This is a genomic window from Streptomyces sp. NPDC087300 (assembly GCF_044744425.1).
Lineage (GTDB): Bacteria > Actinomycetota > Actinomycetes > Streptomycetales > Streptomycetaceae > Streptomyces.
The window spans coordinates 203,593-215,877 of record NZ_JBIUYI010000008.1 but is presented as its reverse complement, the minus strand read 5'-3'; the positions used below and the strand labels follow the sequence as shown (position 1 = coordinate 215,877).

Sequence of the window (12,285 nt, the reverse complement as noted above, 5' to 3'; positions counted from 1 at the left end):
GTCGACCGTATGGACCGATCGGGCCAGAGTGAAAGGGCTTGTCACTCAAACGAGTGAGGGGCTCATCCGGTGGTCCGGATAAGCCCCTCTATGCGCCCCTTGTGCGCCTGTTCTCGACTACGAGCGGTGACTACGCTCCGCGCAGCACCGCGCCCGTGGCCTCGGCCGCGCGGGCGACGGCCGCGTCCCTGGCCGCCGTCGCCTCCTCGACCGTCAGCGTGCGGTCGGCCGCGCGGAAGCGCAGCGCGTACGCCAGGGACTTCTTGCCCTCGCCGATCTGCTCGCCCTCGAAGACGTCGAACAGCCTGATGGACTCCAGGAGTTCACCGGCGCCGCCCTTCAGGTAGTACTCGACCACGGCGGCCGGCACCTCCTGGTCGACGACGAGCGCGACGTCCTGGGTGGCCACCGGGAAGCCGGAGATCCGCGGCGCGCGCAGCACCCCGTCGACGGCCTGCTCCAGGAGGTCCAGGTCGAGCTCCATCGCGCAGGTGCGCGCGGGCACGCCGAACGCCTTGACGACGCGCGGGTGCAGCTCACCGGCGTGACCGACGGAGACGATCTCGCCGTCGACGACGACCTTCAGCTCGGCGCAGCGGCCCGGGTGCCAGGGGCCGTACTGCCCCTGGTCCGTGATGAGTTCGACACCGGCCTCACGGGCGATGGCCCGCGCGGACTCGACGGCGTCGGCCCAGTCGGCCGGGCGACCCTTGCCCCACCAGCCGGCCTGCTCGCGGGCGCCCGCGAGGACGACGGCGGCGTGCCGGGGCTGGACGGGCAGCGCCTCGGTGAGGGAGGCGATCTCCTCGTCGGTGGGACGCCGGTCGACGGGCAGCCGCACCGCGACCTTGCGCTCCTCGCGCGGGTGGAAGACCAGGCCCGTCTCGAAGAGCGCCAGGTCGTGGCTGCCACGGCCGTCGTTGCGCCGCAGGGCCTGGAGCAGGCCGGGCAGCAGCGTCGTACGGAGCGCGGGCTCCTCGTCCGAGAGCGGGTTGACGAGCTTGACCACGCGGCGGTTCGCGTCGTCCTCGTCGAGTCCCAGCTGGTCGAAGACGCCCTCGCCGATGAACGGGTAGCTCGGCGCCTCCACGTAGCCGGACCCGGCAAGGGCGCGGCCGACGCGGCGGTGCAGCCGCTGCCGCTCGGTCAGGCCGCGGCCCGCGGGGGGCTTGGGCAGGGTCGAGGGCAGGTTCTCGTACCCCTCGAGCCGGATGACCTCTTCGGCGAGGTCGTTCGGCTCGGCGAGGTCCGGGCGCCAGGACGGCACCGTCACGGTCAGGTCGTCCTGGCCGTACACGTCACAGCCGACCTGCTGGAGGCGGCGCACCACGGTCTCGCGGCCGTAGTCCACCCCGGCCACCCGGTCCGGGTGGGCGGCGGGCATCGTGATCGTGCGCGGCGCGGTCGGGGCGATGACCTCGGTGACACCGGCCTCCGCGGTACCGCCCGCGAGCAGCACGAGCAGGTCGACGGTCCGCTGCGCGGCGGCGGACGCGGCCTGCGGGTCCACGCCGCGCTCGAAGCGCTTGGCGGCCTCCGAGCCCAGCTTGTGGCGGCGCGCGGTACGGGCGATGGAGAGCGCGTCGAAGTGCGCGGCCTCGATGACGACGTCGGTGGTCACACCGGCCTCGTCCCCGTGGTCCGCGATCTCGGTGTTCGCGCCGCCCATGACGCCGGCGATGCCGATCGGCCCGCGGTCGTCGGTGATCACCAGGTCCTCGGCGTCCAGGACGCGCTTGGCGCCGTCGAGCGTCGTGAACTTCTCGCCCTGCTCGGCCCTGCGCACGCCGATCGTGCCCTGCACACGGGAGCGGTCGTAGGCGTGCAGGGGCTGGCCGAGCTCCAGCATCACGTAGTTGGTGATGTCGACGGCCAGCGAGATCGGGCGCATGCCCGCCTTCTGCAGGCGGCGCTTGAGCCAGATCGGCGAGCGGGCCTCGGGCTGCAGCCCGGTGACGGTGCGCGCGGTGAAGCGGTCGCAGCCGATCGGGTCGCTGATCTTGACCGGGTAACCGTAGGAGTTCGGCGCGGGCACGTCGAGCAGCGCCGGGTCGCGCAGCGGCAGGCCGTAGGCGATGGCGGTCTCGCGGGCGACGCCGCGCATCGAGAGCGCGTAGCCGCGGTCGGGCGTGACGGCGATGTCCAGGACCTCGTCGACGAGTTCGAGGAGCTCGATGGCGTCGGTGCCGGCCTCGTGCTCGGGCGGCAGGACGATGATGCCGCCGCTGCCGTCGTCGCCCATGCCGAGCTCGTCGCCGGAGCAGATCATGCCGTGCGAGGTCTTGCCGTACGTCTTGCGGGCCGCGATGGCGAAGTCGCCGGGCAGCACGGCGCCGGGCAGGACCACGACGACCTTGTCGCCGACGGCGAAGTTCCGGGCGCCGCAGACGATCTCCTGCGGCTCACCGGTGCCGTTGGCCGTGCCGACGTCGACGGTGCAGAAGCGGATGGGCTTCTTGAAGCCCTCCAGCTCCTCGATGGTGAGGACCTTGCCCACGACGAGCGGGCCCTTGAGGCCGGTGCCGAGCTGCTCGACGGTCTCGACCTCGAGGCCGACCTCGATGAGCTTGGCCTGCACGTCACGGCCGGTCTCGGTGGCGGGGAGATCGACGTACTCCCGCAGCCAGGAAAGCGGGACCCGCATCAGATCTCCATCCCGAACGGCCTGGTGAAACGGACGTCACCCTCGACCATGTCTCGCATGTCTTCGACGTTGTGGCGGAACATCAGCATGCGCTCGATGCCGAACCCGAAGGCGAATCCGCTGTACTTCTGGGGGTCGACGCCGCAGGCGGTCAGCACCTTGGGGTTGACCATGCCGCAGCCGCCGAGCTCGATCCAGCCCTCGCTGCCGCAGGTGCGGCAGGGGCGGTCGGGGTTGCCGACGGACTCGCCGCGGCACACGTAGCAGACCATGTCCATCTCGGCGGACGGCTCGGTGAACGGGAAGTAGTTCGGCCGCAGCCGGGTCTTCATGTCCGGGCCGAACAGCGACTGGACCATGTGGTCCAGGGTGCCCTTGAGGTCGGCCATGGTCAGGCCCTCGTCGACGGCGAGCAGCTCGATCTGGTGGAAGACCGGGGTGTGCGTCGCGTCCAGCTCGTCCGTGCGGTACACGCGGCCGGGGCAGACGATGTAGACCGGCGGCTCACGGCGCTCGATGAGCGCGCGCGCCTGCACGGGCGAGGTGTGCGTGCGCAGCACGACACCGGACTCGTCGCCCTCGGCGCCCTCGGGCCCCTGGACGAAGAAGGTGTCCTGCATCTGCCGGGCCGGGTGGTCCGGCGTGAAGTTGAGGGCGTCGAAGTTGAACCACTCCGCCTCGACCTCGGGACCCTCGGCGATCTCGTAGCCCATCGAGACGAAGACGTCGGCGACGCGCTCCATCATCGTGGTCAACGGGTGCCGGGCACCGGCGGGCGTGCGGTCGTACGGCAGCGTGACGTCGACCGCCTCCTCGACCAGGACGCGGGCGTCGCGCTCGGCCTCGAGCTCGGTCTGGCGGGCGGCCAGCGCCTTGCTCACGGCGCCGCGCGCCATGCCGACGCGCTTGCCCGCCTCGGCCTTGGCCTGCGGGGGCAGCGCGCCGATCTCGCGGTTGGCGAGGGCCAGCGGCGAGGTGCCGCCGGTGTGCGCGACCTTGGCCTCCTGGAGCGCGTCGAGGGAGTCGGCGGCGGCGAGGGCGGCGAGCGCCTCGTCCCGCATGCGCTCGATCTCTTCAGGTTTCAGTGCCTCGACCTCGACAGGGTCGTACGACTTGTTCGGTGCGGACATCTCTTCCCGTGCTTCCGGTTGGCTTGGCTGATGGTCCCCGTCAACGACTCGGAGACGAATCGTCCACAGATCAGGGACGCAAACGTGCCAAGGATCGAGTCTAACGGGGGTGACGCAGGTGAAAGAGCCCGCGGGCGGTGCTCGGGCGGATCAGAGGAGATACGCCGGAGTGCTCACGGGCAACGTAAATCGGAACTGGGCACCGCCGCCGGGGGCACGGCCGACGGTGATCGACCCGCCGTGCGCTTCCACGATGCCCTTCACGATGTACAGCCCCAGTCCTGTCCCGCCGCGCTTGCTGCCCCGCCAGAAGCGGGTGAAGACGCGGCCCATGGATTCCTCCGGAATGCCGGGACCCTCGTCGCTCACGGTCACGGCGGTCTCTGCGCCGCCCCGCTCGCGCGGTGACGAGAAGGGCGCCACGTCGATGGTGACGGTTCCCTCGCCGTGCCGCACCGCATTTTCGATCAGGTTGCTGAGCACCTGGTCGACCTTGTCGGGGTCCGCCCACAGATCGGGCAGCGGCTGCTGGACCCGCAGCAGGAAGCGGTCCGCGTCCTGTCCCGCGGCGACGTACGCCTGGATGTGCCTGCCGACCGCCGCGCCTATGTCGACGGGCTGGCGGCGCAGCTCCAGGCGTCCGGAGTCGATACGGGAGATGTCGAGGAGCTCGGCGATCAACCGCGTGACGCGGTTGGCGTCCGCGTCCACCGTCTCCAGCATCAGCTTCTTCTGGTCGTCGGTGAACCGTTCCCACTTGGCGAGGAGGGTCGCCGTGAAGCCCTTGACGGAGGTCAGCGGCGAGCGGAGCTCATGGGCGACCGTGGCGATCAGCTCGGCGTGGCTGCGCTCGGTGCGGCGGCGGGCCTCGGTGTCCCTGAGGGAGACGACGACGCGGCGGACGGGCCCGGTGCGGGCGGTGCGCACGTAGCGGGCGGAGACGAGGACCTCACGACCGCCGGGCAGCAGGAGGTTGCGCTCGGGCTGGCCGACGCGGATGGCGAGGCCGCCGTAGGGATCGGTCAGCTGCCACCAGCGGCGGCCTTCCAGGTCCTCTAAAGGGAGGGCGCGCTCCAGGGGGGCGCCGAGGGCGTCGGCCGCGCGGACCGCGGTGATCCGGACCGCCGCCGCGTTGAAGCAGATGACGTGGCCCGTCTCGTCCGCGACGACGAGCCCGTCGGGCAGCTCGTCGGGGTCGAGGCCGAGGCCGCCGAGGTCACCGGGACCGCCGCGCTCCGCGCGGGTACGGACGAAGTCCGGTACTCCCGGTGCTCTGCTGGTGCCGACGCTCATTCCCCTTACCCCACCTCTTGGACCGTGCAGTGGGCCCCGAGCACGTCACACTACTAGCTCGATGTGACGGAGCGGCACCCTCCGGCGGCGCGCTGTGCACGGGCGGAGGCATAGAGGCACACGGCGGCGGCGGTCGCGAGGTTGAGGCTTTCGGCTCTGCCGTGGATCGGAACACGCACCACGGCGTCGGCGAGTGCGCGGGTCTCCTCCGGCAGTCCCCAGGCCTCGTTGCCGAAGACCCAGGCGGTGGGGGTGCCCATGGTGCCCTTGTCGAGTTCCGTGTCGAGGTCGTCGTCGCCCGCGCCGTCGGCGGCCAGGATGCGTACGCCCGCGTCCTTGAGACCCTGTACGGCCTTCTCGACGGGTACGCCGACGGCCACCGGCAGATGGAACAGTGAACCGACGGACGCCCGCACGGACTTGGGGTTGTAGAGGTCCACGGAGGCGTCGGTCAGGACGACGGCCTCGGCGCCCGCCGCGTCGGCGCAGCGCAGCACGGTGCCCGCGTTGCCGGGGTCGCGGACGTGCGCGAGGACGGCGACGAGCTTGGGCTTGGCCGCGAGGATCTCCTCGAAGGGCGTGTCCAGGAACCGGCAGACACCGACGAGTCCCTGCGGCGTCACGGTCGTCGAGATGTCGGCGATCACGTCCTCGTCGGCGAGGTGCACCCGGGCGCCCGCGGCACGGGCCTCGCCCACGATGTCGGCGTAGCGCTCGGCGGCGTCGACGGTGGCGAACAGCTCGACGAGCGTCTCCTCGTGCGCGGCGGCCTCCCGCACGGCCTGCGGCCCCTCGGCGAGGAACAGCCGCTCCTTCCCCCGGAAATTCCGCTTGGCGAGCCGCCGGGCGGCACTGACGCGGGGGGACTTGGGAGAGATCAACTCAGGAGCGTCGACCATGAACTCACCTTCGTGGATAACGGGGGCGCCCCTTCAGGGGCGCGGGGAACTGCGCGACCAGCCCCCGCCGGCCCGCGGAGAAAGGACGGCGGACGCACTCGGACCCGCAAGCCACGGATGGCCTACGGGTCCGGGGGGCGCTCAGAAACGCACGGCTCAGGCAGCGGCCTTGGGCGCGTTGACGTCCGAGGGCAGCGCCTTCTGCGCGACCTCGACCAGCGCGGCGAACGCGTTCTGGTCGTTGACGGCCAGCTCGGCGAGGATCTTGCGGTCCACCTCGATGTTGGCGGCCTTCAGACCCTGGATGAGGCGGTTGTACGTCATGCCGTTCTGGCGGGCAGCGGCGTTGATGCGCTGGATCCACAGCTGACGGAAGTCGCCCTTGCGCTTCTTGCGGTCGTTGTAGTTGTAGACCAGGGAGTGGGTGACCTGCTCCTTGGCCTTGCGGTACAGGCGCGACCGCTGGCCGCGGTAACCGCTGGCCGCCTCGAGGATCGCCCGACGCTTCTTGTGGGCGTTTACTGCCCGCTTGACGCGTGCCACTTTTTAACTCCTTGCAGCGGGGCCGTGGTTGGACTCACACGACCCGGTATCGATTGGGTCCCGGTCAGAGGTCAGGTGCCGTGTCCGGCACCCGAGCTCACTTGCCGAGAAGCTTCTTGATCTTCTTGGCGTCGCCCGGGGCCATCTCGGCGTTGCCGGTGAGGCGACGCGTCAGACGGGACGACTTGTGCTCGAGCAGGTGGCGCTTGCCGGCGCGCTCACGGAGCACCTTGCCGGAGCCGGTGATCTTGAAGCGCTTGCTGGCACCGCTGTGCGACTTGTTCTTCGGCATAGCGCCGTTCTCTCCTCGTCAGTGGCACTCCGATGCCCGGTCGTGAAACCGGGCATCCGGGAGCACCAGATGTGTCAGTTGGCGATCTCCCTGGACTTGCGTCCGGGGGGGATCAGGCCTCGGCGGGAGCCTCGGCCGGGGCCTCGGCGGGAGCCTCGGAAAGCTCCTCGTCCTCGGCGGAGTTCTGCGAGCGGCCCGGGTTGGCCTTCGCGTCCGCCTTGCGAGCCGCCTGGGCCTCACGGGCCTCGGCCATCGCCTCGGTCTTCTTCTTGTGCGGACCGAGAACCATGATCATGTTTCGGCCGTCCTGCTTCGGGTTCGACTCGATGAACCCGAGGTCCTCGACGTCCGAAGCGAGACGCTGCAGCAGTCGGAAGCCCAGCTCGGGGCGGGACTGCTCGCGACCACGGAACATGATCGTGATCTTGACCTTGTCGCCCTGCTTGAGGAACCGGACGACGTGACCCTTCTTGGTGTCATAGTCGTGCGGGTCGATCTTCGGCCGGAGCTTCATCTCCTTGATGACCGTGTGCGCCTGGTTCTTGCGCGCCTCACGGGCCTTCATGGCCGACTCGTACTTGAACTTCCCGTAGTCCATGAGCTTGCACACGGGCGGACGGGCGTTCGCCGCGACCTCGACCAGGTCAAGGTCGTACTCCTGCGCAAGCTCCAGGGCCTTGGCAAGCGGAACAATCCCGACCTGCTCGCCGCTGGGACCGACAAGTCGCACCTCGGGAACGCGAATCCGGTCGTTGATGCGGGGCTCGGCGCTGATGGATCCTCCTCGGTAGCACCACGCGACCGTCTGGCGGACAGCCGCGTTACGTCTGTTATCTGGACCAACCGAGCGAGGCCATAAAAAATGCCCCGACCGATCACTGAAGGGGCTCCACGTACTACCGGAGCACCTCCGCGGTGATCGCGGGGCGCACATCGGGCGGCCCGAAGCCTCGAAGGCTTCGACCGCCTGACCGGTGACCCGCCGCTCCTAGGAGCGGCCAGGTGGGAGATCGGAGCCTCCACTTGTGGGCCGGATCCTTGCGTTGGCACGCGGGTCTCCGGCCGGTCGTTACACAAGGTTAGCAGCACCCCGGCCGTGCCGCTAACCACTGGCCCGTGGACCGGGTCCGCCGGGGGCTCGGCTTATCGTGTGGGACATGAGCGACGCGACCCCTTCCCCCGAGTCCCCCACCGGCTCGGTCTCTGATTCTCCCGACTTCGACACCTTGACCCGTGACATCGCGGACGTCCCCGCGGTCGAGGTGATCACCACGGTCGCGGTCCACCTGATGAGCGCCGCCGCCGTGAATCTGGGCCTCGCCGAGGGCGGCGAGGGCCACAAGGACCTGGACGAGGCCCGCAAGCTGATCCACTCCCTGGCCGGGCTGCTCGACGCGTCCGCCACGGAGATCAGCTCCTTCCACGCGGCCCCGCTGCGGGACGGCCTGAAGTCGCTGCAGCTGGCGTTCCGCGAGGCGTCGCTGGTGGCGGACGAGCCGGGTCAGGGCCCCGGCGAGAAGTACACGGGACCGGTCTTCGGCTGATCCTGCGGGCCGGACGTCCGGCCCGTCACACCGTCCGCACGTAGAGGGGCTCGCCCGGCGGCGTCGCCTCGACAGGCAGCAGTGCCAGGTCGAGGCCGCGCACCAGGCGGGCCCTCAGTGTTTCGTCGGCGGCGATGCGCCGAGCCACCCGCTGGGCCGCCTCGGCCGGGTCGGCCGCGGGGTCGAGGACCAGGGCGAGGGTGCCGTCGGAGTCGCCGGGGCCCAGGTGGGCGCGGAGCACGGCGGGCTCGGCGGCGACGGCGGCGCGCACGGCGGCGCTGACGGCCGGATCGGCGAGCGGATCGGCGCTCGCGCGGCCCTCGGCGAGCGCGAGCAGCGCGGACCTGCCGAGCTCGTAGGGCACGGGTCCCGCGAGGTCGAGCACGATCGTGTCGGCCCGCTCGTGGGCGGCGGCCTGGAGCGCCTGGTGCAGGGGGACGGCGACGGGGCGCGCCGCGGGGTCCCACAGGGCCAGGGCCTCGGTCGAGGTGAAGGCCGGCAGCGCGGTGCGCTCGCCCGCCTTGAGGGTGGGCACCGCCATGTCACTGGTCTTCTCGCGGCGCAGGCCGTTCTCGTCCTCCTCGACCTCGCCGAGCACGGCGACGACGGGGACCAGGAGCCGGGCTCCTGCGAGCGCTTCGAGGACCGGGCCGTGGGCCGTGCGGTCCTGCGACCAGGCGGCGAGCGCCGCAGCGAGCCGGGGGTCCGCCGTCCCGTCGTCGTCGGAGAAACCGGGGTCGGGAATGTTCTTGTTCGCCACGCTCCGACCCTACAGAGGCAGGCCGGGGCGCTTTCGGGCCGGGCCGCGCCTGCCCCGCCACAGATAGACGGCGGCGGCCAGCAGGGCGAGGCCCGTGCCGCCCGCGACCGGGCTCACCCAGCCCGCGGGCCCGTCCTCGAAACCGGCCGGGTCGGGCCCCGCGCCGAAGTACTTCTCCCCGTACGCCGCCGCGTGCAGCCCCGCCGGCTTGATCTTGCCCGCCCTGGCGAGGGCGGCCGCGGGGTCGATGAGGCCGTAGCCGCGGGAGTCGTCGCGGCCGCCCGCGGGGGCGTCCCTCGCGGTGTCCTCCAGGAGCTGTTTGATCTGCGCGGGGGCCAGGTCCGGGTGCGCGGCGCGGATCAGGGCGACGGCGCCCGAGACGAAGGCGGACGCGGCGCTGGTGCCCCAGCCCTCGTAGTACTCGCCGTCGGGGTCGGCGATGACGATGTCGTCGCCGGGCGCGGCGACGGTGGCGTACCAGCGGCGGGTGGAGAAGGCGGCGCGCTCGCCGTTCGCGTCGACGGCGGTGGCGGCGATCACGCCCGGGTAGGCGGCCGGGTAGGAGACGTGGTCGCCGAGCTTGCCGCCGTTGCCCGCGGAGGCGACGACGGCGACGCCCTTCTTCAGGGCGTACTGCACGGCCGCGTCCTCGGCCGGTTCGGGGTGGGCGGACTTGGAGTCGTCGCCGAGGGAGAGGTTGATGACGTCGGCGCCGTGGTCGGCGGCCCAGCGGATGCCTTCGGCGAGGGCGTTGCCCCGGGTGCTGCGGGCCTTCTTGCGGGCGGGGTCGCCGTCCTCCAGGATCACCCGGACCGGCAGGATCTTGGCCTCGGGGGCGATGCCGAGCACGCCGTCGGCGCGGCCGGGACCGTGTCCGTGGCCCGCGATGATCCCGGCCATCGCGGTGCCGTGCCTGGCCCAGGGGCGGTCGCCGCGGCCCGCGCCGAAGCCGACCATGTCCTTGCCCTCGATGACGTTGCCCGCGAGGTCGGGGTGGCGGGAGTCGATGCCGGTGTCCAGGACCGCGACGGTGATGCCCTTGCCCTTGGTGGTCTGCCACGCCTGCGTCGTGTGCATGGCCGCCAGGCCCCACTGCTGGGCGCGGATGCCGTCGTCGGCGTACGCGGTGGTGGCGGGCGCCAGGGTCAGGGCGGCGGCGACCGCCGCGACGAGGAACGGCCGACGGGTCCTCATGAGCTCTTCTCCGCTGCCGCGATGGTCTTGCGCAGGCCCCGCTCGACGCGGTCGGCGATGCCCTTGGCCTCGTAGCCGAGCCCGGCCTGTGCGGGCGCCGACGTGGTGTCCGCGCCCATCGCCTCGGTGGCGGCCTGCGGTTCGGTGACGGCGCGGCCGTCGGCGAATCCGGAGACGGCGTACGCGACGACGGGGGCGTCCGGGAGCACGGACACGGTCCAGGAGGCACGCTGCCGGTCGCCGAAGCCCTCGGCGGGGGTGCCCTCGGCGGCGTACGGACGGGGCATCAGATCGGTGCGCCGGTCCAGGCCCTCCTCGGTGAACCGGGTCCGCAGGGACCGCATGCCGTCGGCGTTGGCCATGGTGAACAGCAGTCCCACGGTGGTGACATGGCTGCGGGTGGCATCGGTGTACGTGGCGCGCAGCAGCCGCAGACAGCCGACGGGGTCGAGCGCCTTCTTCAGGAGCGGGTCGAAGGCGCCCTTGCATCTGCTGTCCGGGGCGACGGCGATCCGGGTCCAGGCGCGGTCGGCGCCGCCGGGGCCCGCGCCCTCGCCCTTGAGGGTGGGCGGGAAGAGCTTGTCGACGGGCGCGCTGTGCCAGAGCTCGCCGGTGACCGCGTACGCGCTGCGGGTGCCGCCCGTGGAGCCGGAGTCGTCGGTCAGCCAACTCCCGGTCACCGCACCGCCGATGAGGCCGAGCCCGATGACGAAACAGGCCGCGGCCGCGGCGGCGCGGGGGCGGGCGCCCACGGGCCGCAGCCGCGTGGTGCTGTCGTCGTACAGCGCGGGCCGCGCGAACGACACGAAGGGCCGTCCGGCGTCAGGCCCCGGCGTCAGGTCGACGGCGCCGACGGCGCGGCGCGCGGCCGAGGCGCGTGCCCGCTCCCCGCCCGTACGGGGAGCGGGCACGGGATCCGCCAACTCCTCGGTGACGGGCCGGAGTCGGGCCGTGGCCTCCTCGGGCGGCACACCGGGCGCGGGCGGCAGCCCGGTGCCGGAACGTCTGGGCGCGGCGGGCAGCACGGGGGCGACGGACGCCCGCGACGACATGGCGTCGCCGTCACCGGATCCCGCCCTGTCGACACCGGCGACTTCGCGTACGACGGAGGCGGTACGCGGCGGCGTGGCGGGGACCGAGGGAGCGGCGGCGCCGACCCGAACCTCGCCGGTCCGACCGGGCACTTCGCCTGCGACGGAAGCGGCACGCGGCGGCGTGGCGGGGACCGACGGAGCGGCGGCGCCAGCCCGAACCTCGCCGGTCCGACCGGGCACTTCACCTGCGACGGAAGCGGCACGCGGCGGCGTGGCGGGGACCGACGGAGCGGCGGCGCCAGCCCGAACCTCGCCGGTCCGACCGGGCACTTCGCCTGCGACGGAAGCGGCACGCGGAGGCGTGGCGGGGACCGACGGAGCGGCGGCGCCAGCCCGAACCTCGCCGGTCCGACCGGACACTTCGCCTGCGACGGACGCTTCGCGCGTGCCGCGCGGAGGTGCGGCGGGCCGAGGCGGAGCGGCAGCGTCACCCGCGCCGCGCGGAGGCACGGCAGGGCGCGGCGGAGTGACGCCGTCGGACCGGAACTCGCCGGTCTCACAGGGCACTTCACGTATGACAGACACCCCACCCCCACCGCGCGGAGGAGACGCAGGGCGCGGCGGAGCGACGCCGTCGACCCGGGCCCCGCCCGTCCCACCGGGCACATCACGTACGACGGAAGCATCGCGCGGTGGCGTCTCAGGGCGCGGCGGGTGTTCGGGGTTCGCGGTGGGGGATTCGCGTATGTCGGAGGCGGCGCGAGGGTGGGGTGGGGTCGGGTGGGGTCCGGTCGGGGTGGCGGGGGCGTCCGGGGTGGGCGTCGGGGGCGTGGCCCTAGGTGGGGTGTCGGGCAGGCGGGCCGATGCCGGGGGTGGGGGCGGGGTTTCGGGGAGGGCGCCGGCGGCCTCGCGTTCCGCGCGGGCCTGTTCGAAGGGGGCCAGCAGGTCCTCT

11 protein-coding genes are annotated in these 12,285 nt (G+C 72.5%); 1 reads left to right on the top strand and 10 read right to left on the bottom strand.

The annotated features are described in order from the left end of the window. Nucleotides 1–130: 130 nt before the first annotated feature. From pheT to infC, 7 genes are all read right to left on the bottom strand, one after another. Nucleotides 131–2,644 carry a phenylalanine--tRNA ligase subunit beta gene (gene pheT, locus ACIO9J_RS31780; RefSeq protein ID WP_402007225.1) on the bottom strand — a complete coding sequence of 838 codons (2,514 nt, stop codon included), beginning with the start codon at nt 2,642–2,644 and terminating at the stop codon, nt 131–133. Further along, nucleotides 2,644–3,774, bottom strand: a complete 1,131-nt coding sequence (pheS, locus tag ACIO9J_RS31775; RefSeq protein WP_402007223.1) for a phenylalanine--tRNA ligase subunit alpha — start codon at nt 3,772–3,774, stop codon at nt 2,644–2,646. The genes pheT and pheS overlap by 1 nt, the downstream gene beginning before the upstream one ends. A 150-nt stretch (nt 3,775–3,924) precedes the next feature. Beyond that, entirely contained in the window at nt 3,925–5,067 is a 1,143-nt protein-coding gene (locus ACIO9J_RS31770) for an ATP-binding protein (RefSeq protein ID WP_402007221.1), read from the bottom strand. A gap of 53 nt (nt 5,068–5,120) precedes the next feature. Continuing rightward, on the bottom strand, nt 5,121–5,966 hold the full coding sequence (locus tag ACIO9J_RS31765) for a TrmH family RNA methyltransferase (RefSeq protein ID WP_402007219.1): 846 nt from the start codon (nt 5,964–5,966) through the stop codon (nt 5,121–5,123). A 156-nt stretch (nt 5,967–6,122) separates the two neighbouring features. Beyond that, nucleotides 6,123–6,509: a 50S ribosomal protein L20 gene (gene rplT / locus ACIO9J_RS31760; RefSeq protein ID WP_055546593.1), complete on the bottom strand. Its 387-nt coding sequence runs from the start codon at nt 6,507–6,509 to the stop codon at nt 6,123–6,125. A gap of 97 nt (nt 6,510–6,606) precedes the next feature. After that, nucleotides 6,607–6,801 carry a 50S ribosomal protein L35 gene (gene rpmI / locus ACIO9J_RS31755; protein WP_003947156.1) on the bottom strand — a complete coding sequence of 65 codons (195 nt, stop codon included), beginning with the start codon at nt 6,799–6,801 and terminating at the stop codon, nt 6,607–6,609. A gap of 112 nt (nt 6,802–6,913) precedes the next feature. Then, nucleotides 6,914–7,576 carry a translation initiation factor IF-3 gene (infC, locus tag ACIO9J_RS31750; RefSeq protein WP_199843524.1) on the bottom strand — a complete coding sequence of 221 codons (663 nt, stop codon included), beginning with the start codon at nt 7,574–7,576 and terminating at the stop codon, nt 6,914–6,916. Nucleotides 7,577–7,958: 382 nt separating this feature from the next. On the opposite strand from infC, the gene ACIO9J_RS31745 reads away from it, so the two are divergent. After that, a complete protein-coding gene (locus ACIO9J_RS31745) occupies nt 7,959–8,345 on the top strand; it encodes a DUF1844 domain-containing protein (RefSeq protein ID WP_402007216.1) in 387 nt (128 codons plus the stop codon). 25 nt (nt 8,346–8,370) lie between these two features. Here the strand turns inward: ACIO9J_RS31745 and ACIO9J_RS31740 are convergent, their stop codons facing one another. From ACIO9J_RS31740 to ACIO9J_RS31730, 3 genes are read right to left on the bottom strand one after another with little or no spacing between them, the layout of a single operon-like run. Continuing rightward, nucleotides 8,371–9,105: an SseB family protein gene (locus tag ACIO9J_RS31740; RefSeq protein WP_402007215.1), complete on the bottom strand. Its 735-nt coding sequence runs from the start codon at nt 9,103–9,105 to the stop codon at nt 8,371–8,373. Between the two features lie 9 nt (nt 9,106–9,114). Continuing rightward, nucleotides 9,115–10,299 carry a type VII secretion-associated serine protease mycosin gene (gene mycP, locus ACIO9J_RS31735; protein ID WP_402007212.1) on the bottom strand — a complete coding sequence of 395 codons (1,185 nt, stop codon included), beginning with the start codon at nt 10,297–10,299 and terminating at the stop codon, nt 9,115–9,117. Next, nucleotides 10,296–11,483, bottom strand: a complete 1,188-nt coding sequence (locus ACIO9J_RS31730; protein ID WP_402007210.1) for a hypothetical protein — start codon at nt 11,481–11,483, stop codon at nt 10,296–10,298. The genes mycP and ACIO9J_RS31730 overlap by 4 nt, the downstream gene beginning before the upstream one ends. Between the last annotated feature and the right edge of the window lie 802 nt (nt 11,484–12,285).

What these genes read in the sequence shown, in the direction of transcription:
- pheS (WP_402007223.1), bottom strand. Translation starts at nt 3,774, where the DNA reads ATGTCCGCACCGAACAAGTCGTACGACCCTGTCGAGGTCGAGGCACTG.
- rpmI (WP_003947156.1), bottom strand. Translation starts at nt 6,801, where the DNA reads ATGCCGAAGAACAAGTCGCACAGCGGTGCCAGCAAGCGCTTCAAGATC.
- ACIO9J_RS31765 (WP_402007219.1), bottom strand. Translation starts at nt 5,966, where the DNA reads ATGGTCGACGCTCCTGAGTTGATCTCTCCCAAGTCCCCCCGCGTCAGT.
- ACIO9J_RS31745 (WP_402007216.1), top strand. Translation starts at nt 7,959, where the DNA reads ATGAGCGACGCGACCCCTTCCCCCGAGTCCCCCACCGGCTCGGTCTCT.
- pheT (WP_402007225.1), bottom strand. Translation starts at nt 2,644, where the DNA reads ATGCGGGTCCCGCTTTCCTGGCTGCGGGAGTACGTCGATCTCCCCGCC.
- mycP (WP_402007212.1), bottom strand. Translation starts at nt 10,299, where the DNA reads ATGAGGACCCGTCGGCCGTTCCTCGTCGCGGCGGTCGCCGCCGCCCTG.
- ACIO9J_RS31770 (WP_402007221.1), bottom strand. Translation starts at nt 5,067, where the DNA reads ATGAGCGTCGGCACCAGCAGAGCACCGGGAGTACCGGACTTCGTCCGT.